The 25,462-nt window shown below is 50.2% G+C and carries 21 protein-coding genes and 3 pseudogenes; 14 read left to right on the top strand and 10 right to left on the bottom strand.

Translation table 11 applies throughout. From position 1 onward, the window contains the following. Positions 1 to 10 precede the first annotated feature (10 nt). From PseAD21_RS12100 to PseAD21_RS12110, 3 genes are all read left to right on the top strand, one after another. A complete protein-coding gene (locus tag PseAD21_RS12100) occupies positions 11 to 1,072 on the top strand; it encodes an SDR family oxidoreductase (RefSeq protein WP_102355871.1) in 1,062 nt (353 codons plus the stop codon). Positions 1,073 to 1,123: 51 nt separating this feature from the next. Next, complete coding sequence (locus PseAD21_RS12105) at positions 1,124 to 1,333, top strand: hypothetical protein (protein ID WP_102355872.1); 210 nt, start codon at positions 1,124 to 1,126, stop codon at positions 1,331 to 1,333. Positions 1,334 to 1,528: 195 nt separating this feature from the next. After that, complete coding sequence (locus PseAD21_RS12110) at positions 1,529 to 1,801, top strand: hypothetical protein (RefSeq protein ID WP_102355873.1); 273 nt, start codon at positions 1,529 to 1,531, stop codon at positions 1,799 to 1,801. A gap of 628 nt (positions 1,802 to 2,429) precedes the next feature. On the opposite strand, the gene PseAD21_RS12120 is transcribed toward PseAD21_RS12110, so the two are convergent. After that, positions 2,430 to 2,744, bottom strand: a complete 315-nt coding sequence (locus PseAD21_RS12120) for an EthD family reductase (RefSeq protein ID WP_102355874.1) — start codon at positions 2,742 to 2,744, stop codon at positions 2,430 to 2,432. A 25-nt stretch (positions 2,745 to 2,769) separates the two neighbouring features. Further along, positions 2,770 to 3,645 (bottom strand): TauD/TfdA family dioxygenase, encoded by an 876-nt coding sequence (locus PseAD21_RS12125; protein ID WP_256588132.1) that lies wholly within the window; start codon positions 3,643 to 3,645, stop codon positions 2,770 to 2,772. Between the two features lie 251 nt (positions 3,646 to 3,896). Here PseAD21_RS12125 and PseAD21_RS12130 point away from each other — a divergent pair, with 251 nt between their 5' ends. Next, positions 3,897 to 5,501, top strand: coding sequence for an NAD(P)/FAD-dependent oxidoreductase (locus PseAD21_RS12130; protein WP_102355876.1), 1,605 nt, complete (start codon positions 3,897 to 3,899; stop codon positions 5,499 to 5,501). 37 nt (positions 5,502 to 5,538) lie between these two features. Here the strand turns inward: PseAD21_RS12130 and PseAD21_RS12135 are convergent, their stop codons facing one another. Further along, positions 5,539 to 6,615, bottom strand: a complete 1,077-nt coding sequence (locus PseAD21_RS12135; RefSeq protein ID WP_102355877.1) for an AraC family transcriptional regulator — start codon at positions 6,613 to 6,615, stop codon at positions 5,539 to 5,541. A gap of 510 nt (positions 6,616 to 7,125) precedes the next feature. On the opposite strand from PseAD21_RS12135, the pseudogene PseAD21_RS29760 reads away from it, so the two are divergent. Further along, positions 7,126 to 7,248: pseudogene (locus tag PseAD21_RS29760) on the top strand (IS5/IS1182 family transposase); the annotation flags it as partial. Positions 7,249 to 7,615: 367 nt separating this feature from the next. Here PseAD21_RS29760 and PseAD21_RS12145 read toward each other — a convergent pair. Further along, complete coding sequence (locus PseAD21_RS12145) at positions 7,616 to 7,954, bottom strand: EthD family reductase (protein ID WP_102355878.1); 339 nt, start codon at positions 7,952 to 7,954, stop codon at positions 7,616 to 7,618. Between the two features lie 146 nt (positions 7,955 to 8,100). Then, positions 8,101 to 8,991 carry a LysR substrate-binding domain-containing protein gene (locus tag PseAD21_RS12150; protein ID WP_102355879.1) on the bottom strand — a complete coding sequence of 297 codons (891 nt, stop codon included), beginning with the start codon at positions 8,989 to 8,991 and terminating at the stop codon, positions 8,101 to 8,103. Positions 8,992 to 9,192: 201 nt separating this feature from the next. Between PseAD21_RS12150 and PseAD21_RS12155 the strand changes: the two genes are divergently transcribed. Continuing rightward, positions 9,193 to 10,731, top strand: a complete 1,539-nt coding sequence (locus PseAD21_RS12155) for a fumarate hydratase (protein WP_102355880.1) — start codon at positions 9,193 to 9,195, stop codon at positions 10,729 to 10,731. A gap of 229 nt (positions 10,732 to 10,960) precedes the next feature. On the opposite strand, the gene PseAD21_RS12160 is transcribed toward PseAD21_RS12155, so the two are convergent. The 3 genes from PseAD21_RS12160 to PseAD21_RS12170 form a co-directional block, all read right to left on the bottom strand. Then, positions 10,961 to 12,328, bottom strand: coding sequence for an MFS transporter (locus PseAD21_RS12160; RefSeq protein ID WP_102355881.1), 1,368 nt, complete (start codon positions 12,326 to 12,328; stop codon positions 10,961 to 10,963). A 671-nt stretch (positions 12,329 to 12,999) separates the two neighbouring features. Beyond that, on the bottom strand, positions 13,000 to 13,353 hold the full coding sequence (gene tnpB / locus PseAD21_RS29485) for an IS66 family insertion sequence element accessory protein TnpB (protein WP_146011277.1): 354 nt from the start codon (positions 13,351 to 13,353) through the stop codon (positions 13,000 to 13,002). Between the two features lie 192 nt (positions 13,354 to 13,545). Then, positions 13,546 to 15,093, bottom strand: a complete 1,548-nt coding sequence (locus PseAD21_RS12170; RefSeq protein WP_256588133.1) for an acetolactate synthase large subunit — start codon at positions 15,091 to 15,093, stop codon at positions 13,546 to 13,548. Between the two features lie 547 nt (positions 15,094 to 15,640). On the opposite strand from PseAD21_RS12170, the pseudogene PseAD21_RS30270 reads away from it, so the two are divergent. The 6 genes and pseudogenes from PseAD21_RS30270 to PseAD21_RS12195 form a co-directional block, all read left to right on the top strand. Continuing rightward, a pseudogene (locus tag PseAD21_RS30270) lies at positions 15,641 to 15,796 on the top strand (LysR family transcriptional regulator); the annotation flags it as partial. Between the two features lie 39 nt (positions 15,797 to 15,835). Beyond that, positions 15,836 to 16,516 carry a LysR substrate-binding domain-containing protein gene (locus PseAD21_RS12175; RefSeq protein ID WP_218244974.1) on the top strand — a complete coding sequence of 227 codons (681 nt, stop codon included), beginning with the start codon at positions 15,836 to 15,838 and terminating at the stop codon, positions 16,514 to 16,516. Positions 16,517 to 17,502: 986 nt separating this feature from the next. Then, positions 17,503 to 18,711: a pyridoxal phosphate-dependent aminotransferase gene (locus PseAD21_RS12180; RefSeq protein ID WP_102355882.1), complete on the top strand. Its 1,209-nt coding sequence runs from the start codon at positions 17,503 to 17,505 to the stop codon at positions 18,709 to 18,711. A 183-nt stretch (positions 18,712 to 18,894) separates the two neighbouring features. After that, positions 18,895 to 19,626: an amino acid ABC transporter permease gene (locus tag PseAD21_RS12185; protein ID WP_102355883.1), complete on the top strand. Its 732-nt coding sequence runs from the start codon at positions 18,895 to 18,897 to the stop codon at positions 19,624 to 19,626. After that, positions 19,626 to 20,318 carry an amino acid ABC transporter permease gene (locus PseAD21_RS12190; RefSeq protein WP_102355884.1) on the top strand — a complete coding sequence of 231 codons (693 nt, stop codon included), beginning with the start codon at positions 19,626 to 19,628 and terminating at the stop codon, positions 20,316 to 20,318. The genes PseAD21_RS12185 and PseAD21_RS12190 overlap by 1 nt, the downstream gene beginning before the upstream one ends. A 40-nt stretch (positions 20,319 to 20,358) precedes the next feature. After that, a complete protein-coding gene (locus tag PseAD21_RS12195) occupies positions 20,359 to 21,096 on the top strand; it encodes an amino acid ABC transporter ATP-binding protein (RefSeq protein ID WP_102355945.1) in 738 nt (245 codons plus the stop codon). Positions 21,097 to 21,233: 137 nt separating this feature from the next. Here PseAD21_RS12195 and PseAD21_RS12200 read toward each other — a convergent pair whose 3' ends face one another. Beyond that, a complete protein-coding gene (locus tag PseAD21_RS12200; protein ID WP_102355885.1) occupies positions 21,234 to 21,740 on the bottom strand; it encodes an Lrp/AsnC family transcriptional regulator in 507 nt (168 codons plus the stop codon). A 197-nt stretch (positions 21,741 to 21,937) separates the two neighbouring features. On the opposite strand from PseAD21_RS12200, the gene hpaI reads away from it, so the two are divergent. Then, on the top strand, positions 21,938 to 22,750 hold the full coding sequence (gene hpaI, locus PseAD21_RS12205) for a 4-hydroxy-2-oxoheptanedioate aldolase (protein ID WP_102355886.1): 813 nt from the start codon (positions 21,938 to 21,940) through the stop codon (positions 22,748 to 22,750). A gap of 469 nt (positions 22,751 to 23,219) precedes the next feature. On the opposite strand, the pseudogene PseAD21_RS30275 reads toward hpaI, so the two are convergent. Beyond that, positions 23,220 to 23,572: pseudogene (locus PseAD21_RS30275) on the bottom strand (IS5/IS1182 family transposase); the annotation flags it as partial. Between the two features lie 700 nt (positions 23,573 to 24,272). On the opposite strand from PseAD21_RS30275, the gene PseAD21_RS12210 reads away from it, so the two are divergent. Then, positions 24,273 to 25,427 (top strand): aminotransferase class I/II-fold pyridoxal phosphate-dependent enzyme, encoded by a 1,155-nt coding sequence (locus tag PseAD21_RS12210; protein WP_102355887.1) that lies wholly within the window; start codon positions 24,273 to 24,275, stop codon positions 25,425 to 25,427. The last annotated feature ends 35 nt before the right edge of the window (positions 25,428 to 25,462 follow it).

Below are 25,462 nucleotides of genomic sequence, written 5' to 3' on the forward strand. Positions count from 1 at the left end.
GGAGAAACGTATGACCGAGACAGCTTTGGTTGTGGGCACCAGTGGCATCGTCGGCAGCGCCATCACTCAGTTACTAATCGACAACAAGTGGCAGGGCGCCGCGCTATCGAGGCACCCGTCGCAATCGCAAGGCGTGATCCCCGTCGCGGCAGATCTCCAAGATCCAGCTTCGCTGGAAGATGCGCTTGCGGATCTGAAACCTACTCATGTGTTCATCACCACATGGTCACGGCAAGCCACGGAGGCCGAAAACATTCGCGTTAATGCCGCCATGGTTCGCAATGTGCTCACCGCCATTCGCCCAGCCAAGAGCGTCGAGCACGTAGCATTGGTCACTGGCCTGAAACACTACCTCGGCCCATTCGAAGCCTATGGAAAAGGCAGCCTCCCGCAAACGCCGTTCCGCGAAGAGCAGGGTCGTTTGGACGTTGAGAATTTCTACTACGCCCAAGAAGACGAACTCTTCGTTGCTGCTGAAAAGGACGGCTTCACATGGAGCGTTCATCGCCCGCATACAGTCACCGGGGTTGCTGTAGGTAATGCTATGAACATGGCAACTACCCTCGCCGTCTATGCCTCGATTTGCAAACAGACCAATCGCCCTTTTGTGTTTCCCGGATCAAGGGTGCAGTGGGACAGCCTCACCGATATGACGGACGCCCGGCAGTTGGCGAAACAACAAATGTGGGCGGCCACCACACCGGCTGCGGCCAATCAAGCATTCAACGTCACTAACGGCGATGTATTTCGTTGGAAATGGATGTGGAGCCGAATTGCCGACTATTTCGACTTGCCTGCCGCCGATTATCCCGCTTCACTCTCCCCTCTTGAGAAGCAGATGGCTGACGATCAAGCCGCATGGACGCAAATAGTCGCGGAGAACGGCTTGAAAGAATCCGATATTGGTCGCCTGATATCCCCATGGCATACCGATGCAGACCTCGGTCGACCAATCGAAGTAGTAACGGATATGTCGAAAAGCCGTGCCATGGGCTTCACTGCCTACCAAGCGAGCGATCAAGCATTTTTCGATGTGTTCGACAAACTACGCGAGATGCGCTTGATACCCTAGGTCGTGCCACAACGGATATGCTCAGATGATTCCAAGGAGAGGAGAGGGAAAATGGCAAGCGAATATTCGTTATCAGACGTTCTGGAAAGAATGTACCAAAATCAGCTCGCTCTCGAAGCTGCACTCATGGAATTGACCCTCCATGTGGAGGCTCACGGACATGCGGATGTAGGAAACAACGTCCGTGGCGCCCTTGAAACCATTGGCGAAAACGCCGGACATATCAAGCAAGGTCTAGCTCGGCTCAAAAAACTCCTATGAGGCAGCCGCTTTTTGATTTTGATCTCAAATATCCGCGATCCTAGCCTAGATGATGAGAGCTATCTCTCAGGCCTACCAACCCTCCTTTGTCGGAATGTGCTCTGTAGACAAGGTCGTTTTTTAACCTCTACTCAAGTTTTAAATTTCACCTCCGTTTAAATAGTCATGCGACTTATTTTCTGAGGAATATCAACCATGAGTACAAAGCTGCCCCCGAACAGATTCTTCACGTTCAAGGATGGTTCGCCCGAAGGTGACTTAGACGAAATTAGGCTCGCCGTCTTCACTCGGCCCGGCATTGCCGAGGGTGAAGTCATAGACGATGACAACAGCTACGCTGTTCTCCTGGATACCGAATCCAACGGCGTGATTTCAGTCAAAATCGATGAGTCGCGCTTTAGGTTCACGCCTCAGCAGGCGGCTGCGCTAGCCTCAGCACTCACTGACCTCTCGAGAAATGAAGGATGAGTCCCCGCCCCCCCCTTACACGGGAGTGCATCTAGAGTCAGCAATCTTCATCATGGAGAGGTGGCCATTACGCGCAAGAAAACGTTAAAGGCTTGCTGAGGACATAGCGACTGCACGGGTTACCAGTTTGAGTATAAGCGTGTCCCTGAGGGGATGGTTGTCGTGAACCGAGCCTGGCGGAGCCAAGTCTCGGCCCTGCCGGGCCTCCATCCTCACGCCTGCGCGCTCCGCTTGCCTTTTATGTTTTTTGGTGGTCATAGGATGGTACATCTCGACGATGCTGGCGCTGGATGCAAATGCTAAAGTCCATTACCGAATCCATTATGAGGATTCGACAGCCTAGATGCTGCCCCCTGCCCCGCATGCCCATCGCGCCATTGCCAATCTGGTTGAAATATAGGGAAAATAACTCTCCTACCAATAGCAAATCCCAATCTCGAAATCACGGTGAACGAATTCGAGAGTTTGGTCAGGGGCTGGTTACTCAAGTAGGGTGCCGGACTAACCTTGCTTGAAGTGACAAACGACCAAAGATGGAGACCTACTACTCGACCAACGGTTCGGGACATCGCAAAAAGCTGATGTGATGTGCTCAGCCCTACTTGAACGATTCTCCAGACGTTAAACTTCATGCGATCAATATTTCGCTAATTTGAACAACAGGTTTTACGTTAGTGTAATTATCAATATCTGCTGCGATAGCCTTTGCGTGAGGCACAAATGCGTCAACAAATGACTCTAGCGATTCGAAAAAAAGATGCCCCATCGCAATGTACGTAGGCCTGCTTCCCGGCGTTGGGCCTTGAAGACCTTTTTCGATCGTGAAATGGCTGCAGGCCCCTCCCATCTTCTGCTGGATCATAGGCATGTGATGAGTAATGTAGTAATCGAAATCGAAGGAACAATCTGCTTCATTCGGGTAAAGAATGCTTACATCTATCATTAAAGATACCCATTCTGGTTGGAGATTAAGCCGAGATAACGCCAATAGGCCGCTCACCCGCGATAGTTGTTCGGTGCATGACTCGTAGATGGCCGTCGTAGCCACCGTCCGCGTTGTGTAGCGTACAACGATTGTCCCAAAGCGTAAGCATGTTCGGTGTCCATCGGTGGCGATAGATATACTCGTCTTGCACCATATGCTGATAGAGATAGCTCAGCAGGGAAGCAGATTCACCACGACTCATTCCCTGAATACCTAACGTGTATACAGGGCTTATATATAGCGCCCTCCGGCCGGTTATTGGGTGCACGCGAACTAGAGGATGAGTGAAAATTTTATCAGCATCTTCACTGATCACGATTTTCATTGAGCGCGCTTCTGTTTCTTTAGCGAACAAACCGTCTTTGCCATAAGGCACCCTGGCGGAATGAACTGCAAAGAGATTATCAAGTAATCCCTTCATTGTTTCAGACAGGTCGTCATAGGCTCGGCATCCGTCAGCAAAAAGTGTATCACCGCCCACAGGAGGAGTGACTTTGGAATGCAAAATGGTTCCTGCTGGCGGCTGTTCCTGGAAACTCCAGTCAGAGTGCCACTGAGCACCGAAATTGACTGCTTTTTCATCAGGCTCACGCCTGACTTCAAGTATGTGTGGATGAGCTTCCATCGCGACGATGTAAGGGTCTACCCCGAAATGACCAAACTGAAGCGTAAATGCCTCCAGCTGTTCATGGCTGAGCGGTTGATCCGGAAAGCAAATCACTAAATGTCTGGCCCAAGCCTGCTTCACCTCTTCCAGGACGACAGCTGGCAGCGGTTCACCAATCGAAATACCTGCAATGCTTGCGCCGAAACCATGAGGCTCTGATTTCACTCGGATATATCGGAAGTCGCTGTTCATCATCGCAGTCCCGTCTCTCATTCTTATGAATACGATCGCAGATGAATTCTCAAACTTCAGTACCGAGCTGTCATTGCTACCGTGCGACACAGAGTTGTTTTGAGATGCCAACAACGAAGGGATGTCGCGTCACAACAAGTCTTTGGCGCGTGACGCCATTCACTCACCGTGGTCGCCCACACAAACTGCGCCTGGCTACACAATTTCCGAACCGCAATGATTCTGAAAGTGTTGAGATCAGGGGGCATACTTTGAGCGAATACGATCTGAGTTTTAAACGTGCATTAGCTCGTGGCGAGCTGGATGGCATCTTCGACACGATCGTCATAGGTTCTGGGGCGGGAGGTCTGAGCACTGCCGCGTTGCTAGCTCTAGAGGGCCAGCGGGTATTGGTGCTGGAGCGTCACGCTGTTCTTGGCGGCTGTCTGCAGTCATTCGAGCGCAAGGGTTTCGAGTGGGATGTAGGACTGCACTACATAGGTGAGGTTCATCGTAAAACTAGCGGACTGTATCGTCTCTTCGATAAGGTCTCTCGCGGCAAGCTTCAATGGGCTCCCATGCCCGAAATCTATAACCGCATCATTGTCGGTTCGCACCAGTATGATCACCTTGCAGGAGCACAAGCGTACAAGGATCGGCTGAAGAATTATTTTCCGAAAGACGCACAAGCAATTGATCGTTATGTAGAACTGGTGGGTGAAGCAAATCGGGCAGCAAAATCCTTCTTCAGTGAACGAGCAATGCCGCAGTCAATATCGGAACTGGAATTCTCCCGTGTACAGGCTGTATTTATGCCACTGGCGCGCCGTACCGTGTTGGAAGTTTTGAACGAACTGACCGATAACGCCGACCTCAAAGCGGTATGGTGTGGGAATTACGGTGACTACTGCAACTCTCCTTCTGAAGCCTCTTTTGCAATCCATGCAATGGTATTCAGCCACTATATAGATGGTGCGAGTTACCCGGTTGGCGGCGCACCACGCATCGCCGAAGCGATGGCCGACACTGTTAGATCTGCGGGGGGAGCTTGCCTGGTCGCGGCAGAGGTAGTAGGTATCGAAACGGCAAGCGGTTGCGTTGTCGGTGTGCAAACGGCAGGTGGGAGCATGATACGTGCTCACAAGGTAGTGAGTGCTATTGGTATTTCTCAGACTGTGCCCTTGTTGGCTCATTCCGACCCTATTCTCGCGCAGCCATTGGCCGAGGCTACGAAAACCCTTGGTACGACACAGTGCTTCGCTGTTCTTAATATCGGAATCGACATTCCCACCGCTGATTTAAATATTCATCCAGCTAATCTTTGGGTGCACCCAAGCAACGATTTGCCAGCTAACCTCGCACGTTACAAGGCCGATCCAGAAGGTCAGCCGATGCCACTGTACTTCATCTCGCATCCATCTTTGCGTGACCCAAGTTGGACTGAACGCTTCCCGAAAAAAAGCACGATGGATGTATGCGGCTTGACTGACTGGAAAGTTTTTGAGCGGTTTACAGGTACAACGTGGAAAAACAGAGGCATTGAGTACGAGGATATGACTGCACTGTTGAAAGAAAATTTACTGATTGAGGCTTTGAAGCACTATCCGCAAATCCGTGGGCGCATAGGCCATACTGAGTTGGCCACACCTTTGACATTCAACCACTTTCTTAACCGCAGCCATGGCAATTTTATGGGGTACGAGCAAACACCACTTCGGTTTGCTCAGCGATGGATGCGCGCGCATGGCCCGGTAGAAGGACTCTACTTCAGCGGCCAGGATGTGACGGCTGCAGGAGTCAGCGGCGCAATGGTGAGTGGCTTGGTCGCAGCAAGCGCCATACTTGGGCGAGACCTTTTTCGAGAGCTCCGAACGTAAGATTTGCGCTTTATCTCACTTAACAAAGCAGACCGCTTCATATAAAGGTTCGATTTAAGGGGGCCATTTCGTGTCGTTCAAGGATCTTATCGCTTTCGTTCAATGTCCTTGCCAGTTCAAGACGAAGTGCCCGAGGTGCCTTACCAAAGTGCGATCGTACAGCATGCGAGAATGCGCTGGGTTCAGCGTAACCCAGCCGCTCAGCAAGCATCACAAGCGGCAGGGTGTGATCGGCAAGCCCCTCCAGAGCTTCTTGCATGCGCACCGCTTCCAGTAATTGCCGGAAGCTGGAACCGCATTCAGCAAGCCGACGCTGCAGGGTTCGCCTACTGAGATCTAGGGAACGCGCTACGGTATCGCAATTAGCACTTGTAAACCCCTGAGCGACAATCGCCGCGGCCACATAATCAACAAGAGTTTCAGAGCGGCCCTGAGTTTTAAGCAACGCTTCCGCTCGGCCCAAAAGTACGCGGAGCAATGCTGGGTCAGCTGCCTCCCATGGGACATCCAACATCTCGGCGTCGAATAAAACACGTCCCTGCTTACCACCCAAAATTACTCGGCAATTGAAATAGGCCTCATAGTTCTCAGCTAGGCTCGAGTCAGTGCCTGGCAACTCCACACAACTTGGCTTGCGGTCAGGTGGCATGCAGCGATAAAGCAGCCCCAAAAAGGCGGCAAACAGCGAGTCGAGTTGGGCTGGATGCATCGCCAAATGGCTAGGCGTAACCTGATAAACCAATTGGATGCCGTGGTCAGAAAGCGACTCTGTAATAAATCGTCCCGAATTACTAACCAACTGCTGAAATTTTACCGTATTGGAAAGTGCATGGCGCAATGAACTGCTGTGCACTAAAATCAATGCAACGATGTTCATCGACTGCAATGGTAGCGACATGCCAACTTTCAAACCCAGCAATGGGTCTTCAGTGACCTCAATAGCGCGATACCATAACCTTCTTACTTGCACCAATTGAAGTTGACGCGTAGGAGCCAGACCTTTCAGTTCTCGGGCCCAGGATGCCCCCAATTGCTCAGGGGAAATGCCTTGCCTGATGAGTTCATCAATGACTCCTAGGAGCCACGTGGCGCTTACGGTCAATGGTTGAGTCATAGAATTACCATTCGCACTAGCAAAATTTAGCTAAAGAGCAACAAGGGCATTAAACACGTTTTTGACACTGCATCCCCACTGCTTTTACTCAACAAAGAACTAGCATAAGCATATACTTAACACGCCCGCCAGAAAAATTCCATTGATTTATGATAACAAGTGGGCTCTCTTGATTGACATGGGTGATATAGCTAAAAAATTAGCAGATGAGCACCTAGACGGGATCAATCTATTCAATTATCGGCGATTAAAAATAGTGCGGATAGTTGGTTTTGCAGACAAATACTAACATTACCCCCCGACAATTTATAATCCAATTAAATTACCCTCAGGAGCAAAATAACAAATAATTTTTTGCATTATCACCATACTATTCCAATACAGAAATATCATTAATCCCGCGATTAACCTTAACTAGAGTAGGCTAGGAAACTATGAAAAAAACTACCGAATCTAGTGAGATACGCCTGTCCTCAAAGAGGAGCGGTTGCGCCCCAGTGAGTAAATACCATCGCTGATGCCAAATACGCTGGCAAACGCCAATAGACCCGCCTTGAACGTTTCCTGATCGAGATGGATCAGGAAGTTCCTTGGGAAGGTTTGGTCAAGCTGACCGAGCCGCACTACCCAAAGGAGGATGCATACGACACCGTGTGGAACAGCATCTGGAGTATAAGGATCGTCAGATGATTGGGTCGATTACCGCCGCCCATGCAGTTGCGAAAAGCAGATCAAGTTAAATTTGACCACTCGGGTATACCGCAAGATCGAATGTCGGCGATGGTAGAGGTACGCCTGTAATGCAGAAATGCAGAAAACCGTTTTCGAAAGGCACTATTCGAAGGAAACATGATGAGCGAAACGCGGCAGATCATGATTATCTGATCGGGCGAGGTTTTTATGCTCCGGCCGAGAGAGCATCAAAATCGATGCCTACTTCGGACTTTCGCAACGGGCACGAAACGAGGAAGCCAGTTGCCTCCTCGTTTCAGAGATTATTTCACTCGCCGGCTGGCCAGATGAAACGTTCCTCGGTGACCATCACTCCACTGAGCTTACCCACGAAATTTGGAATGTCTGCCAACAGCTCAACGCCTTCTGGGCTGGAGAACGCAGCATCATGGGCTTCGCGGCTGTCAAACCACAGTTCGGAAAAGCCATCGTAATGAACGTCAGGGTTCGCCTCACGATCGATGATGTTGATGGCGTAACGTTTGAGGCCAGGGATGCGCTGACACAGTACGGCGTGAACACCTCTCCAGTGTGCAGCAAACTGCTCTAAGGTCAGATCGTTGCGCTTTTGCAGGAAGCCGATACGCTTGGCGAAGGTCTTGGACATGGAAACTCCGATCTTATTGATTTACATTTATCACATGGGTCTCGCCATTCCGATTATAGGGAACAGGGTTCTCCTGTCAGTTACCAAAATGTCAACTGACCTTCTCCTAACTGGAAGCCAGAGCTGCCACCGGGTCAAATTTTCTCCTAATCGTCCGAGGGGCGAATCGCTTCAACAAGCTTTTTCATGCATCCAGGCAACGCGTCCAGCTCCCGCACCAAGATACTCCGCTCTCGCACCGCCCAAGGCTCAGCCAATTGCAGCACAGCAAGCTGCATAGTCTTGCTATGCCGCAGTGAAGCAGATTCAGGCACCACGCTGATGCCTACCCCCACCTCTACCATCCGGCAAACCGCTTCGAAGCTCGCTAACTGGATTCGCCAGTACAACTGCGAGCCAATCTCCTCAGCACGCTCGCGCAAAAACGAGCTCAGCGTGCTGCCTGAATGCAGCCCCACATGCTGAAACTCAAGGATGTCGGCAAGACGCACTACCCCGCGATCTACCAGTTCGTGATCCTTTGGGACGATGACGACCAGTCGATCAGTGCTGAAGTTGAGCACCTCGATACCACTGGTGTTAACCGGCCCCGCGATGATACCCATGTCCGTGGCTCCCTCCAAAACGCCTCGTACGATGTCCCGAGACAACCGTTCCTGAAGATCAACCGTCACACCGGGGTTATCCGCCAGGTAACGCGCCAAAATTTCAGGCAGAAACTCGGTGACCGCAGTGCTATTGGCAAATATCCGGATGTGGCCAGATGTTGCTTCTGCATACTCTGCAAACTCACTCAGCACATAGCCGATTTGTCGCAGGATTATGCGAGCGTGAACGAGCAGACGCTTGCCCGATTCCGTGAGTTCGACGCCGCGACTGTCCCGGTAGAAAAGCGTTGCTCCGAGCCGTACTTCCATCCCCTTGATACGCACGCTGGCTGCTGCCGGCGACATGAACATTTTCCGGGCCCCCTTGGTAAGGCTTGGCGCCTCCGCAATGTGGATAAAGAGCTTGAGGTCAGTCAGATCAAGATGCATGAGGATTCCGCGCTAGGTGGTGTTCATCAAAAATTAACGCCCCGTTAATGAAGCGATAATTCACAAAACACCTACAGGCTCTCATTATCAATTTCAACCTACAAGCAGCAGTCTTTGGGACGTCGAATAAGTGGTTGACACTCACCTCATTCAAACAACTCATATATCTGCGGCACTTACAAAAAGTGGATTTGGCACAGCATGCGTAGTATCGAACAAGAAGATGTTATCCAAAGTGTCGCAGATAGCCTGCAGTATATTTCCTACTACCATCCGACAGACTTTATTAAGTCGTTACATTCCGCTTATCAACGTGAAGAGTCACCTGCAGCGCGCGACGCAATGGCGCAGATTCTTACCAATTCGCGAATGTGCGCGCTGGGACACAGGCCGATTTGTCAGGACACTGGCATTGTCACGGTATTCGTCCGGGCGGGTATGGATATTGGATGGGGGGGCTGCACGATGAGCCTCAATGACATGATCAACGAAGGAGTTCGACGCGCTTACACGCAGCCCGATAACCTCCTACGGGCATCCATCGTAAGTGATCCTGCAGGCAAACGATCGAACACTCAGGACAACACTCCGGCCATCATTCACTACTCCATAGTTCCAGGAACTGAACTGACAATCGATATCGCCGCGAAAGGCGGTGGGTCTGAGAACAAAGCCAAGCTGGCAATGCTAAATCCCTCGGACTCCATTGTTGACTGGGTGCTTAAAACTGTTCCGTCCATGGGAGCAGGTTGGTGTCCGCCAGGCATGCTCGGTATTGGTATCGGCGGCACCGCCGAAAAAGCTGCCGTTATGGCAAAGCAGTCCTTGATGGATCCTATCGATATACATGAGCTGATTGAGCGCGGCCCGAGCAATCGAATTGAAGAACTCCGCATAGAACTTTACCGCAAGGTCAATCAGCTAGGGATCGGCGCCCAAGGCCTCGGGGGCCTGACCACGGTGCTGGATGTGAAAATCCTCGACTATCCGACCCATGCCGCATCGCTTCCGGTCTGCATCATCCCTAACTGCGCCGCCACTAGGCACATTCACTTCACTCTGGATGGTTCAGGGCCTGCGCGACTAGCCCCCCCGAGCATTGACGATTACCCAGAAGTTGCTTGGGAAACAGGTGACAGTGTTCGCCGCGTCAACCTTAATACTGTTACCCCTGAAGATGTTATAACCTGGAGACCTGGTGAAACACTCTTGTTGAGTGGAAAGCTGCTGACCGGGAGAGATGCTGCGCACAAGCGGATGGTCGAAATGATGGACAAAGGCGATCCATTGCCTGTAGACCTAAAGGGTAGGTTCATCTACTACGTAGGCCCCGTCGACCCAGTTAGAGATGAAGTAGTCGGCCCAGCTGGGCCAACAACCTCTACTCGAATGGATAAATTCACGCCTCGAATACTAGCCGAAACTGGGCTGTTGGGAATGATCGGAAAATCCGAACGCGGCCCGGTAGCGATCGAGGCGATCAAGGAGCACAAGGCGGTATACCTAATGGCGGTCGGCGGTGCTGCATACCTCGTCTCTCAAGCCATTACCAAATCGAGAGTTGTGGCCTTTGCAGATCTAGGCATGGAAGCAATCTATGAGTTTGAGCTCAAAGACATGCCTACCACAGTCGCAGTATCTTCTACCGGCGAGTCGATTCACACTACTGGGCCACAGACTTGGGCTCCTATCAGTAAGCTCATCTGGGCCGACATCTCTTCAGACCCAAATGGAAAATAAAAAATCATCAACTCCCGAGGGATAAAACTTTTAGACTTTTCTGCCATTCAAGACTCCTGTAAATGCTCTGCCTAGAACACCAAACACCCGGGCTCGGGATTGGACGTGTTTACGAGTTTTATCGGTTAGCGCTCAATCTCCTCTGCTGACTTTTTAGCAAAGAAGGCGAGCATAAGAGCTTGTGCCCCTGCCAAGCACTTAACTCGAGCAGGGGCCGACAATAGTTTGCTTAATTAAGTTCCACGCGCTTGATAGGGCCAACAATAAATAGGTAACTGATTATTGTCAGAAGTGCATTGGCGGCTACAAAGATTAGAGCCCACTCAAATGAGCCGGTTTTCTGCACCAAATAACCTATGACGATAGGTGTGGTGACACCAGCAATGTTTGCGAAGGTATTAAATAAACCGCCAGTCATCCCAGCTGCTTCTTTAGGTGCCGTATCGGCGACCACCGCCCATCCTAGACTGCCAAGCCCTTTACCGAAAAATGCCAGCGTCATGAACAGTATAACTAGAGTTTGGTTACCACCTGCCCAGTTACAGAGCACTAACGACATAGATAACATCATCCCGACTACAATTACCACCTTGCGCGAGAATGTGATTGAGTGTCCACGACGTAAAAGCCAATCTGAGAAAACGCCCCCCAGCACCCCACCGAGAAAGCCGAATACTGCGGGAATGGCAGCAACAAACCCGGCGTTCATTATCGGCATATTCAGCCCCTTGATCAAATATATCGGGAACCAGGTCAGGAAGAAGTAGACAATGGTAGTTATACCGTACTGACCGATATACATTCCCAGCAACATACGATTGCTCAAGAGTTGTTTGAGGCAGGCAATTGTTTCCCCTTTAGCTTTGCGTTGTTGCGCAGGCTGGCTATCCATGTCAACCATGCCACCACCTTCACGGATGTAATCGATCTCCGCCTGATTGACCTTAGGGTGGCGACTGGGGAAGTGAAACCACGCCATCCATCCAAAGGCAACAACAATTCCTATAACACCCATCACTATATAGGCAGAAGGCCAGCCGTGTGCATGAGTCAACCATCCCATCAGCGGTGTAAAAACAACAGCTGCCGCGTATTGGCCAGACACAAAAATTGCGGACGCTGTGCCCCTCTCCGATGACGGAAACCAAGAAGAAACGACGCGACTGTTATTAGCATAAGCCGGCCCTTCAGCTACCCCTACTGCTATGCGCAGTACAAACAACGCGACGATAGAAGCGCCGATACCCAATATTGGAACGAAGCCTTGAATGAGAGTAAAGAATGACCATAAGAAAATGCTCACCCCGTAAACTCGTTTTGAGCCGAAACGATCGAGCAACCAGCCTCCAGGAAGTTGCGCAAGCATATAGGCCCACGCAAACGATGCGAACAAATACCCCAAGGTGATTGAATCAATTCCTAGGCTACTTTGAATCTCCGTGCCAGTGATCGACAAGATAGCCCGATCAGCGTTATTTAACATCGCAACAATAAATAGCATTGCGATTATCATGTAACGCACCTGAGTTCGCTTGGTGGCGATCTCCGGCACCCGATTGCTTACCGGAACCTCGAGGCTATTTACAAGTGACTTCATGAGCGGCTCCACACTTATTATTGTTAGGCGCACAATCTTTAGACGAAGGAATAATCAAGACCAGCGGACGCTAACCGCTTCCAAGGAAACTAATGAAGCGCCCAAGGCGAGCGATTATATTATGATTCACAGCGCTGCGAACAACTCACATCAAGATTGACCCAAAACGGCTCCTGTACTCGCAGGCTCTCAGTTTATTTAAACCATGCAAAGCAGAAGGCAAAATTCGCCCGACCACTAGCTACCTACCTCAATACTTGATCAAGGTAAATCTCGATTTGATCCATCCGCATATACATGGCTATCGGCACTGATTACATGAAATTTTAAACACAACAAACCATCTCAAAAAAATAGCGCACATGGACAAAACTCGATAATACCTTCGATATTTTAAATAGCTTAAGCACTGTCAAATCGTTAAATTTACAGAAAGACATGCCTTAGATTCGATTTATTAATGCTACCACCAGATGTTTCTTCAGTGCAGGGATTTTGCGGCATCTAAAATCTTTAGACGAATCAACTCATGCCACCCCACCAAAACTCATTTTAGTTCTATTTTACGCCTTTCCACCCTATGATCTGAGCATCCTGTGCTAATTTTTTTCCCAAAACCGGCGGAATAGACCTTGCGCAAATTAGGCTGGTATCCATTGATTCGATAATAGCTAGTAGCACCATCTTCCGGGTCGCGCGGCAGCGCTACCCAGCGTTTCAAAAGGTAATCCAGGGCCTTGCCCAATGGAATTGCCCTGATTCACCCGCCACCCCGCCAGCCAGACACCAATCCCGTCGTGAACCAGCACTTTCATTCGCTTGGCCTTCCGATTGGCAAAGATATAAGCGTAGTGCGGCTTCGCCGCGCTGAATACCGTGACCACTTTGGCCAACGCGTTCTCGGTGCCAGCGCGCATGTCCATGGCCTCGGTAGCGAACCAAATCAAGTTAATGCGTATCGCCTTAAACCGCGAACAAACCTCGCAAAACCGAGCGTGTGAGAAATAGGTATGTCGTTGGTACATGCCGGCCCTAGCTTTAAGGGTAATGCGTCCGCATAAAAAACGTAGACGCTTTTCCCCTTATCGCTCTCGACCTGCTGGTTTGGTAGATGCCTTCGCAACCGCTCAACATACACGCAGATAAGAGGTTGCCAGGCTACACACCTGCATGCCGAAAAAACTTCACGGGGGATCCGCCCAATCGGGAAGGCGAAATCAGATCATCAACTCGATGAGGAATGGGCCAACTCTTTTGAAGCTGCCAGCAAGAAAATCGGCTAACTGCTCGAGCGTGGTTGCGCGCGCCGCCTCGACCCCCATACCATTCGCTAGTTTCACCCAGCTAATATCAGGATTGCCAAGATCAAGCATGCTCATGGCTGTGCTGCCAGAAAACGCTCCAACATTCTTATATTCATCGATCAGAATGTTGTACTTACTGTTGTTCAGGATGATTGTGGTTACGGGCAGTTGTTCCCGAGCTTGAGTCCACAGCGATTGCAGCGAATACATTGCCGAGCCATCTGCCTGGAGGTTGATAACGCGGCGTTGCTTACCCGCAGCAATTGCAGCACCAGTCGCTACCGGCATACCGTCGCCGATCGCGCCGCCAGCCAAATGCAGCCAGTCATGCGCAGGCGCTGCGTGAGTAGAGGCATAGAAGCCTCGGCCGAAAGAAATGCTTTCGTCTGAGACGATAGCATTTTCAGGCATCAAGGCCGCAAGGGTCAGCGCCAGGCCCTCCGAAGTAGGCGCTCCAGTTACAACACTCGGACGAGGGCCTGAATCAGGGATTGCCGCATCTGGAGCATCCAGCGCATCAACTAGCCTTTGCAACGCCTCAACCGGGTCTTGATCCGGACGAGCCAGTTCATGAATTTGCGCGGTAGGTGAGTACTGAGCAGATGGCAGTCCCGGGTATCCGAAAAAACCGACAGGCGCCTTTGCGCTCACAAGGACGATGTGTTCGAAAGGCTTGAGCTTGTTGATTGCTGCTTCCATACCGTATGGAACTCGCTCTAGTGGCAAGCGGCCTCGTCCACGCGCAACATGTCCGATCACATAGTCAGCCATGAGTTGAGCGCCAGTAGCTTTTGCAATGCGCCAAGCAAGCGACTGAGCTGCATCGAATACGCCATGACCCGAGAGTAGGATCAATACCTTGGATCCGTCTTGACGCAAAACACGAGCAGCATTCTCGATCGTATGGGTGTCAATCGCAGGCGGTAAAGGTGATTCAATAGGTGCCGCAATTCGACCACCATCTTCCCAGGAGACGTCAGCAGGAAGAATCAGAGTAGCAATCTGTCCAGGGAATGTCCGAGCCGCTCTCGCTGCGAGAGCACCGTCGCGGCCCAGATCGCTGGCTTGAGTGCTGGTATGTACCCATTGGGAAACGGTGCGCGCCAATCCAACCGTGTCTCCCGTGAGAGGGGCATCGTAGGGGCGGTGGAAGGTAGCTTGATCCCCAACAATATTCACGATGCCAGCATTAGCTCGACGGGCATTGTGCAGATTGCCCAACCCATTGCCTAATCCCGGACTGCAATGAAGCAGGGTACATGCAGGCTTGCGCGCAATACGGAAATAGCCATCAGCCATGCCGGTTACGACATTTTCCTGCAGGCCCAGCACACACTGCATACCAGGGACTTGATCAAGGGCTGCAACAAAATGCAGTTCGCTAGTACCAGGGTTAGCGAAACATGTGTCTATCCCCGAATCCAGCAAGGTTTGTACAAGACTCTTAGCACCGCTCATCATGCTCAACTCCATTACTTTTTTGTGTCGGCCCTTGCTTAACAAATCAAAGACCGTGTTGTCGGACTTACCTAGTTCAGGTGTAAAGGTCTCAACGGATAAGGCGGCCCACACCCTATTCCAAGTCTTCAGACTGGATGCAGCGACCGAAAGGCAAAGCGTGGATAGATCAGGAGCTAAACGTGGAAGCCAGTACCAGGCAAAAGCAACGCCCTAGTGGATAGCCTCCTTCAACATTTCAGCCGCACTGACAGTGTTGCTCAGCTTCGCCTAGAAGAGTGCTCGATTGGGGGAACTGATTGAGTTTGCAAACGCTGGAGAGAAGCTCTACATAGGCATCCTTCAGGGCCAACAAGACGTCTTGCTTAAAACTCATTTGTCTGCAAACGTTAGCTGTAGCAGCGTTACGGCGCAAAAACGACCGAATCATCAAAGCCTATTGAGATATTTTTGCAGCTTTGAAAGCTTCGTAAAGCAATTAAAAATTGCCAGTTAATGAGTTTTAGGAACCATGGTACGTCGCTCACGCATTCCTTCCATGTCAGCCTAGATCGCTTTCGAAGCGGCGGCCCGCCACGAAAGCTTCGCCCTTGCGGCACGAGGGCTTTCGCTGACCGAGAGCGCCATCTCTCGGCAGATCAACTTACTTGAAACCAATCTGAGCATTCGGCTATTTGTGCGGGTGAAACAGAGGGTAGAGCTGACAAAGGCAGGCCGCTTATATAGTGAGCAGGTACGTGAGTCGTTGCAGAAGATTGAGCGGGACACTCTGTCATTGGCCGCACACGGGACTGGCGAGAACAGCCTTGAACTGGCCGTAATGCCAACATTTGCCCAAGAATGGTTAATCCCCCGGCTGCCTAGCTTCTATGAACAGAATCCGGGAATGAGCATCAACATGGGAGTGAGGACAAACCCGTTCTCATTCGAAGACGAACACTTTGAGGTGGCCATCCATCACGGCAAACCGGTCTGGCCAAGGGCGACTTCGGATTTGCTCTTCGGTGAGGCCATGGTTGTGATAGCACGCAAAGATCTGGTCGACGAATGCATTAAAGCCCCCCTCGATGTCCTCAAATTTCCCCTCCTCTATTGCACGACCCGCCCCGAATCATGGCCGCAGTGGTTCGAAGCTGCTGGAATGCCTGATGGGATGGGTTCCACGCGCACCGTAGGGTTCGAACTGCACTCCATGGTGGTGAAGGCTGCCGAGTCAGGCCTGGGCATTGCCTTGGTACCCGAATTCTTTGTATCGAAATCGGCCTGGGCGAGCGGCCTGGTTCGAGTACATCCCATGACGATCACTGCGATGCATTCCTACTATTTGGTTTACCCGAATAACATGCGGCACAGCGCCCCACTCGAAGCATTCCGATCATGGATCATGGCGCAAGCCAAAGAGTTCTGGAGGCCTGATTTGAGGTGAGGCAATGGCATTGATAGGAGTTTCGTCGTTTAAAGGCCCACACATATCTATAGTCAGCCCTCTTCCACGAACCACTCATTGACGTTCAAAGCCGAAGCAACCTCCAACTGCGCCTCACCTAGTGGTTTACCCGGTTCTTGGGTCAGAACGCGCGCAATCTAGCTCGCGCGCTCGAATCGGCACCGCAGCGCGACGCATGATTACGCTGCGTTTGCAGTTGTCATATTGCTCCAGACTTAGAAGCCTCGTTCGGTCGTGACGAGTGCGAGATCGAGACCTTCCTTGGTTGCATGGGCTACTCGACCGAAAAGTTATATCGAACGCGGTGTGCTCTTTATCGCTGTAGGGGTGGATAGCACCCTGCTCACGCAAGCGACCAGAAAACTCGCAGTAGAGTTTTCTGCCTAGCCAAGAGCATAACGCGGCGAAAAGTACGGGTGATGGCACTTACTAAGTGCATGCCTTGGCACTTAGAACACTCAGTCAAGCCCTATTCAGGCGGTAAAAGCCCTCCTCACGGAAGGCTTCCTTATTCCGACAACCTTTGACTCGATCGCTAAGGTTCTGCTTCCCGTAGCGCTGAATCAGCGATCTATGCCGCTCTGGGATTAGAAAGCTAAACATGCCTATGGGGCATCCAAACCAATTCAACTCTGAGGCCTCACTTAACAAAACCGGCCATGGCAGTGTAGGAACGATATGGCCAGCCAAAAATAGGCCATTTATGAGTGGCTTCTGCTAATTGGAGGTCGGACAAGGCACGCCCATTGGCTTAGAGGCAATAATGAAAGTGGAATAATTAGCATAATCGACCAAATATTTGCATACAAAGAACATTTTACACCCAAAAAAAGCAGAAAAGATAAGATAAAGACACAGAACGACGCGGCCATGGCTACGGCCTTCCAAATGTGGGCTAAAACACGACGAACGCCGTTTTCCCTTGGTCGCGACCAAAAAAACAAATAAATATAGAAGTGGTCATTATGTCTAAATCTATCCTGACGAAGCGACTTAGCGGCATTCAACCGCCCGCCACCCTCACCCTCAGTACCAAGGCTGCTCAACTGAAGTCCCAGGGCAGGCAGATCGTGAACATGGCAGTAGGTGAGCCCGACTTCGATACACCTCAACGTATCCGCGCAGCTGCGATCGAGGCCATGAACAATGGTCAAACCCGCTACACACCGACACCTGGAACGCTCGCTTTGCGCCAGGCAATCGTGGCCAAGCTCAAGCGGGAGAATGGGCTGTCTTACACCCCTGAGCAAATTGTTGTGTCCAGCGGCGCAAAACAAGCTCTGAATAACGTTTTGAGTGCGATCGTGGAGGATGGCGATGAGGTAATCATCCCGACACCCTATTGGGTAAGTTATGCCGACATGGTGGCATTCTGCGGGGGTGTCGTCGTCCCGATTGAGTGCCCCATTGAGCAGAGCTACCGCTTAAAACCCGAGCAGCTGCGCGCAAAATTGGGCCCGCGAGTGAAGGCGATCATGCTCAATAGCCCAAGCAATCCCAGTGGAGCGATGTATTCCCTGGAAGAGCTCGTCGCCATCGGGGATGTGATTCGAGAGTTCCCCAACGTTATCGTCATAAGCGATGACATCTACGAGCACGTGCTTGTAAGTGACAAGCCGATGCTAAACCTGGCGAACGCGTGCCCCGACCTGGCTGATCGCGTAGTTGTTGTCAATGGCGTCTCAAAAGCCTACGCAATGACAGGCTGGCGAATTGGTTACTCTGCCAGCCTGGGCGATCTGCATACCTCCTTCGAACTCGTTCAGGCTCAGACCACTGGGCCGATAAATGCAATTGCACAAGCTGCAGCAATCGAAGCACTCAATCACTCAGCTGAACTCGTTGCCCCCATGGCGTCTGCGTATCGTGAGCGACACACGGCCATGTGCGCTGCACTTAAAGGTGTACGAGGAATCGACTTCATACCGAGCGAAGGATCCTTTTACCTTTTCGTGAAAGTCGAAGAAGCCATTGAGCATCTGTTTAAGTTTGGCCTACTTAAAGAAAAAACCGATATGGCGCTATCTCACTTGCTGCTTGATCAGGAGGGATTGGCTGTAGTGCCGGGCTCCGCGTTTGGCTCGCCAGGTTACCTACGGCTTTCGTTTGCCGCGTCGCTGGAGGAGATCGAGGAAGCCTGCGTTCGACTGAAGAGAATTTGCCAATTGCAATAGCTGGAACTGCTTTCACTTAAGAGCGCCTTCTAATAATAAATGGTTTGGACTTGCATCCTGAGAATGGACAATAAACCTAAGCTTCTCCATGAGATCTGCGTCGGCATTGCAGAGCAATGCAAAGCCTCAGACTCGATTGACCCTACTGCCTATAAGTAAAAAAACTGAAGTTAAGAGGTCATCATGAATTATAACTGGGACTGGGGAGTTATTTTCCAGCTTTCGCCTACTGGCGAAGGGAGTTACTTAGATCTGCTGATCAACGGTACGATGTGGACGCTAGTCACCTCTGTTTCATCATGGATTTTGGCGTTGTCCGTAGGCATCGTCATCGGGATAATGAGGGCATACCCTTCCAAAGTTGCTCGGGCATTTAGCCGTGGGTATGTAGAACTGTTCCGTAATATACCTTTACTCGTACAGCTCTTCCTGTGGTATTTCGTTGTCCCAGAGTTCTTACCTAATGATTTTGGACGCGTTATCAAACAGTCGCAGGACGCCCCTTTCTACACTGCTGTAATTGGTATCGGCTTCTACATGTCCGCACGAATCGCTGAGTTGGTGAAGGGGGGCATTCAAGCGCTTCCAACTGGGCAATACCAAGCAGGGTTAGCGCTTGGTTTGAAACCGTTCGAATGTTTCCGATATGTGTTGATCCCTATGGCACTGCGTATAATCTTACCGCCGATGACCAATGACATGATGAATACGGTGAAGTGTACATCAGTTGCTCTCACTATCGGCCTAATGGAGTTAACAGCTCAATCGCGTGCTACAGCCGAGTTCTCCTTTCAGATATTCGAAGCATTCAGCATCGCCATTGCCGTGTATGTGATCATCAACTACATCATCGTGTTCGTGATGAGCCGCCTGGAACGAAAACTTTACATTCCTGGTTCGATGGGAGCTAAGTGATGGAATATCTGCAAAATTTAGACTTTTCAATTTTGGAAAAGTCTTGGTCTTACCTGTTCATCACAGGCATGAAATTCACAATCTCGTTAACAGTTGTCGCTGCACTTGGCGGCCTGTTCTTTGGCTCGATATTGGTCGTGATGCGACTAAGCGGTAATCCCTTTGTAGCGGGCACATCCAAGGCAATCGTAAACCTGATTCGTACCGTCCCTATCGTGCTGGGAATCTTCTTCTTTTATTTCATGATGCCATACGTTGGCGCATGGATTACAGGATCAGAACGACCAGTGCAGGTAGGAGCAGTCGCATCCGCTTACGTGGCTTTCATGGTTTTTGAAGCGGCGTACTTTGCAGAAATCATGCGTGCTGGTGTGCAGTCGATTTCAACCGGTCAGATGAATGCAGGTAAAGCGCTGGGGCTTTCATACATTCAGATCATGCGTTTGATCTTGTTACCTCAGGCTTTCCGTCGAATGCTTCCTGCAATCCTGACTCAGACCATCGTACTGTTTCAAGACACGTCCTTGGTTTATGTCCTGTCATTGACTGATTTTGTTGGAGCAGCATCCAAAATTGCACAACGTGACAACCGCATGGTTGAGATGTACCTGTTTGTAGCCGCGACATACTTCATCATTTGTTTTATGTGCTCGACCATGGTCAACAAACTCAAAAGAAAGGTTGCCGCATAACTACTCTCAAGCCCAATACACAATAATCAGGGTGATGATAATGATTGAAATTTCCGAAGTTTCTAAATGGTACGGCAGCGCATTCCAGGTATTGAACAGTTGCACGACGTCGATTAACAAAGGAGACGTTGTCGTTGTTTGCGGCCCATCTGGATCCGGCAAATCCACGCTTATTAAAACCGTGAATGGCCTTGAGCCCTTCCAGAGAGGCGAGATTCATGTCAATGGAATCTCCGTCGGAGACAAAAAAACGAATCTGCCCAAACTACGATCCCAAGTAGGCATGGTGTTTCAGAACTTTGAGCTTTTTCCTCACTTAACAATTGAGGAAAACCTCGTATTAGCACAGATCAAAGTTTTGAAACGCGAAAAAAGTGTGGCCTATGAAAAAGGCAAAGCTTATCTGGATCGAGTCGGCCTGATTAAACAAGCCACCAAGTACCCAAGTCAATTGTCAGGTGGGCAGCAGCAACGCGTAGCAATTGCTCGTGCCTTGTCAATGGATCCGGTTTGCATGCTTTTCGATGAACCGACGTCCGCGCTTGACCCAGAGATGGTGCAAGAAGTGCTGGATGTTATGACTGAACTCGCTCATGAGGGCATGACTATGATGTGTGTAACCCATGAGATGGGATTCGCACGAAAGGTAGCCAATCGGGTGATCTTCATGGATGCAGGCTCCATAGTCGAGGACTGTGAAAAAGAGATTTTCTTTGGGAATATTGAAAGTCGTTCACCTCGAGCGCAAGCGTTCCTCTCAAAAATTCTTTCTCACTAACTGTAAATTGGTGCATTCCAATACAAGCTGCCACTAAGCCCAATATTTTACTCGTTTACAGCAACGGGCTTAGTGATTATAAGGCATTTCAAAATCTTGCCTTCTACCAGCCATGAAAAATTGTAGAACTCAATAATTCAATCATCAATGCGATCGAGAGCTTCCATTGGCAAAGACGCCCCAGATACAAGCTCACGAAGTATAATCATGGTGCTAGTTTGTCGGACACCTGGAATTTCAATAATTTTCTCAAGCAAGACGTTTGAGAACGAATCGAGATCTTCCGCAACAACATCTACCAAAAGGTCAAACTCCCCACTTATAAGGTAGCAACCGATGACTTCTGGCAATTGGGTAATCTGGCTCCACATTACATGTCGATCAGAATCTCTGCTTCGCATAATTCCTAGAAATGCTCGGAAGCCGAACCCAGCTTTCTTACGATCTATTATTGCTCGATAACCCGTGATAAGACCACTTGTCTCCATGTCCCGGATTCGCCTCAAGCAGGGTGTTGCTGACAAGTTTACTAATTTAGCCAAATCTGCATTTGCGGTACGGCCATTCTTTTGAAGTTCAATGAGAATCTTGCGGTTTATACGGTCAATTTTGAGTTTCGCGATCGACGGTTGCGCTTTGAGCATGTAGAGACACCTTATCAATAGCGGGCTGAAGACTACTACAACGTAAATATAGAGACATTTGTATAACTGCACAACAGTTTTTCAGCAAAAACAGTGTCAGCTCGGATATACACTATTCTAGCTTCTATAGGGCCACACTCTTACACCGGCATATAGCCTTAAATTTAATAGTTCCTAAATCAAAGACAGGAAATAACATGCTAAGTAATAAAAATCACTTTAAGCAGGCTCTTCGTGAAGGGCGTCGACAAATCGGATTGTGGGTCGGTCTTGGAAGCTCCTATTCCACAGAAATCGTTGCGACAGCGGGTTTCGACTGGCTGCTGATCGATGGCGAACACGCGCCGAATGATGTTAGGAGCGTACTCACCCAACTTCAAGCCGCAGCGCCGTACCCGTCCCACCCAGTCGTTCGGCCAGTCGAAGCAAACAAAGCACTTATCAAACAATATCTTGAGATTGGAGCACAAACACTCCTTGTTCCGATGATCGATACTGCAGAAGAAGCGGCGTCGGCCGTATCTGCTACCCGATACCCTCCCCAGGGCGTTCGTGGCGTTGGTAGTTCCCTCGCCAGATCCTCGCGCTGGAACGGGATATCAGACTACCTGCACAAAGCCAATGAAGAGATTTGCGTACTGGTGCAAGTTGAAACCGCCACCGCACTGAATAATTTGGTCGAGATCCTAAATACCGATGGTGTTGATGGCGTTTTTTTTGGGCCAGCGGATTTGGCAGCTTCCATGGGATACCTCGGAAACGCCTCTGCTCCAGAAGTCCAACGTGCACTCTTAGAAGGAATAGCCACCGTCCAGAGTCACGGTAAGGCTGCAGGGATTCTTACCTCAGATGTTGCGCAGGCTAAACGTTATCTGGAGAACGGAGCATTATTCGTCGCGGTAGGCGTTGATGCCACCCTTCTGGCGCAGTCCTCGAGAGCGCTGGCATTAGAATTTTCAGAATGTCCGCAGCTCGCGAGTGCATATACCAAGGGCGACGGTACGTATTGAATCGTTCAGTTAGGCGCCAGGATCCGACCTGCAGTTGAGCAAATCGGATTCCTGGCGCCAAACCTCGTCATGAGGGAAAGCTTAAGGATGGTCGGAAATAGCCGCGTATTCGGGGCAAACTTAAGCCCCGCCGTTTTTTGAAAGCAGTCAATCGATCAGAAACACTCAGATCTTCAGCGCTTTCCTATCTTTTTCGCCGCGGTGGACATCTCGCAACGGCCAGCTTCCACATCACAGGCGCACCTCGCCTGTATTGCCTAGCACAGGCCGGAGCCCCATCCACAGGTTCGACAGCGCGGGGCGCGGATCGGAGCCTTGGCCTTTTCAATCTTGCGGATCGATTTGTGCAGGGCACGGCCTTAGCTATGTTTTTTTAAGTGCTGCGCCGGGCGTGATTTGCCAGATGACATGACACTCAGTGTTCTCTTACCGCTTTTAGAGCTCCGTATAGGGGGCTCCGCACTACGCCGCGGCTTATCGACCTGAGTATCGTTTGCAACATTGACCGCTGTACCCACCACGGAGTCATCAGACCAGACTCGTCATTTACTCTCTGATAAGCGCCTTCATACCGAAGTGGTACTAATTACCTTTCTTGGTTTGGTCATTTCCAAGTCGCGCTTGCCGCCTTGATTCTTGGCCGAGTCCAACATTGTGCCCTGAAGCAGCGACAGGAAACCTGCGCCCAGGCTGTCATTGATCATGCCCAAGATGCCGGCTGCCAGTTTATGTGTTCCAGCAGACGCCGGATGTTGAAATCGTGGTCGCGTTTGAGTAGGCGGCAGGCTCAGCCACGGCAAACTGGCGGAAGATGGTGGCCTCGTTTCCCTCTCCAGTTGCAGATCTCCAGAGCCCCGTGGAAGTCTGTAGATCATTGAACAAGGCAAGTATTGGAAAGACCCCAATTCGGTCTTCCATGGAGCAGTATCGCGTACAAGACGAGCAGTAGGCTTCCGACGTGCTTAGGGAGGCCCCATGACAGTTTCGGAATTGGCAATTCGGCATGCTTGAGCTATCGGCAAGGACTACACTCTCGCCCTTTGATGGGCTGATGTTGAACGTTACAGCCCGACGTGGAAAGTTTTAGCGCCTTTGCTTCTACTGGGAAGGTAAGCGGAAACGCATGCCCTTCAGCAGCTATCGCAGGTTGGCCTACGTGACGCTCTGACGCGGCGAGAATGGCGCGGATCACTGTTAGCTGCGTTTGTATCGTTGAGTTGCGGCGCCAGACCAATTAGACGATTCTGAAACAGATAGGCCGTTTTGAGCATGATCCACTCAGTTTCATACAGCTTCGCATGAGAATACTTTGCCATGTAACTTAGCTCCCTTCAGCTTTAGCAGTTTCCACCATTTTCGACGGCACATTAGATGCTTCTTGATATGTAGTAGATATTTGCTAATATACCTAAATTCAATTATTCAGCTTCAAGCCTAGAAACTTAATTGAAGTATTTTAAGAAAAAGCCATTTCCGGCGCTAGATAAGTATTATAAGTTGTTGTGCAGTAGAGGCAGCTTCGATGGCAAGCATCACCCATAGTATTCAGGCCGCAGCACTAGAACTGATAGAAGCAGGTTTCCACATTTTGGATCTTGGCTTGCAGAATCCCGATTTCCATACATCGGTTGATGCCCGCCATCTATTGCGAAGCGAGCATACCCCTGACATTGATACCGAAGATACTTCTTCAAGTCATCATGACCTCAAGTGTGATGTCTCTGAACTTCTTCGCCGAGAAAAAAACCTCTACTACGACGTCGATCAAATCTCCCTTTCCTGGAGTGTAAGACAGGTAGTACTTACGACCATGATGTCAACGCTGGATTTCGGAAATGAAGTTATCATTACCGCACCAAGTTGGCCAGCCTATTCAGATATCGTTGAGTGTTGCGATGCTCTAGCAGTTAGAATAGAAACGCAAGTTGCAAATGGTTTCAAACTAACTCCACACGCCCTGCGAATTGCCATTACACAGCAAACACGTTGGCTTATACTCAACCAATCATCGAATCCTGTTGGTATCAGCTACTCCGCAAAGGAGCTAAAACGGTTGGCTGAGGTTCTGGCACAGAACCCTCACGTTAAAATTCTTTTTGATATTACTGGTTCTGATTCGGCCGAGTCACTTTCCACGTTTGCCGAAGTTGAGCCATCGTTACTTGAACGTACGTTGTATATGGGAGGACTAATTGGATCCTCCTCAACATCGCTGACACCTATCGGTTATGCAGCGGGGGCGCGTGAGCTTATAGATGATTTGAATTGCGTGAATAGTCATTTCCCCCTTCTAGTTCAAAGCTATGGTGCTACTGGAACTGCAGATCTGTCTGAGCCAAAATCGATAGGCTGCCACCAGCAGGAACATCAGAAACTACGCGATGAGAGTCTGGCGCTGCTGCGAAGCATTCCATTTGTTGACCAAATAGAAACTACTGGTTTTGGACATGTGCTTATGTCCTGCCAGCCAGTTATGGGCCTTAAGTCTCTTTCAGGTGTGACAATAGTCGATGACGTTACCTTTGCACTAGAACTTCTTAAGGAACAGCATTTACTTGTAACTCCAGGCTCTATGTTTGGTCTGTTCGGTTACTTCCTCGTATCACTTAGTGCGCCAGTAAACAATATAGATGATGGTCGAAATAGGATTTCTTGTTTCTGTTCTAGGCTTTCCTGAACAACGTGTTCCGTTTTACAGTTCCTAACGTGCGT

This window comes from Pseudomonas sp. AD21 (assembly GCF_002878485.1).
Lineage (GTDB): Bacteria > Pseudomonadota > Gammaproteobacteria > Pseudomonadales > Pseudomonadaceae > Aquipseudomonas.

Coding starts and splice junctions, on each gene's coding strand:
- PseAD21_RS12100 (WP_102355871.1), top strand. CDS start 11: ATGACCGAGACAGCTTTGGTTGTGGGCACCAGTGGCATCGTCGGCAGC.
- PseAD21_RS12105 (WP_102355872.1), top strand. CDS start 1,124: ATGGCAAGCGAATATTCGTTATCAGACGTTCTGGAAAGAATGTACCAA.
- PseAD21_RS12110 (WP_102355873.1), top strand. CDS start 1,529: ATGAGTACAAAGCTGCCCCCGAACAGATTCTTCACGTTCAAGGATGGT.
- PseAD21_RS12120 (WP_102355874.1), bottom strand. CDS start 2,744: ATGATAGATGTAAGCATTCTTTACCCGAATGAAGCAGATTGTTCCTTC.
- PseAD21_RS12125 (WP_256588132.1), bottom strand. CDS start 3,645: ATGAACAGCGACTTCCGATATATCCGAGTGAAATCAGAGCCTCATGGT.
- PseAD21_RS12135 (WP_102355877.1), bottom strand. CDS start 6,615: ATGACTCAACCATTGACCGTAAGCGCCACGTGGCTCCTAGGAGTCATT.
- PseAD21_RS12145 (WP_102355878.1), bottom strand. CDS start 7,954: ATGTCCAAGACCTTCGCCAAGCGTATCGGCTTCCTGCAAAAGCGCAAC.
- PseAD21_RS12150 (WP_102355879.1), bottom strand. CDS start 8,991: ATGCATCTTGATCTGACTGACCTCAAGCTCTTTATCCACATTGCGGAG.
- PseAD21_RS12155 (WP_102355880.1), top strand. CDS start 9,193: ATGCGTAGTATCGAACAAGAAGATGTTATCCAAAGTGTCGCAGATAGC.
- PseAD21_RS12160 (WP_102355881.1), bottom strand. CDS start 12,328: ATGAAGTCACTTGTAAATAGCCTCGAGGTTCCGGTAAGCAATCGGGTG.
- tnpB (WP_146011277.1), bottom strand. CDS start 13,353: ATGTACCAACGACATACCTATTTCTCACACGCTCGGTTTTGCGAGGTT.
- PseAD21_RS12170 (WP_256588133.1), bottom strand. CDS start 15,093: ATGATGAGCGGTGCTAAGAGTCTTGTACAAACCTTGCTGGATTCGGGG.
- PseAD21_RS12180 (WP_102355882.1), top strand. CDS start 17,503: ATGTCTAAATCTATCCTGACGAAGCGACTTAGCGGCATTCAACCGCCC.
- PseAD21_RS12185 (WP_102355883.1), top strand. CDS start 18,895: ATGAATTATAACTGGGACTGGGGAGTTATTTTCCAGCTTTCGCCTACT.
- PseAD21_RS12190 (WP_102355884.1), top strand. CDS start 19,626: ATGGAATATCTGCAAAATTTAGACTTTTCAATTTTGGAAAAGTCTTGG.
- PseAD21_RS12195 (WP_102355945.1), top strand. CDS start 20,359: ATGATTGAAATTTCCGAAGTTTCTAAATGGTACGGCAGCGCATTCCAG.
- PseAD21_RS12200 (WP_102355885.1), bottom strand. CDS start 21,740: ATGCTCAAAGCGCAACCGTCGATCGCGAAACTCAAAATTGACCGTATA.
- hpaI (WP_102355886.1), top strand. CDS start 21,938: ATGCTAAGTAATAAAAATCACTTTAAGCAGGCTCTTCGTGAAGGGCGT.
- PseAD21_RS12210 (WP_102355887.1), top strand. CDS start 24,273: ATGGCAAGCATCACCCATAGTATTCAGGCCGCAGCACTAGAACTGATA.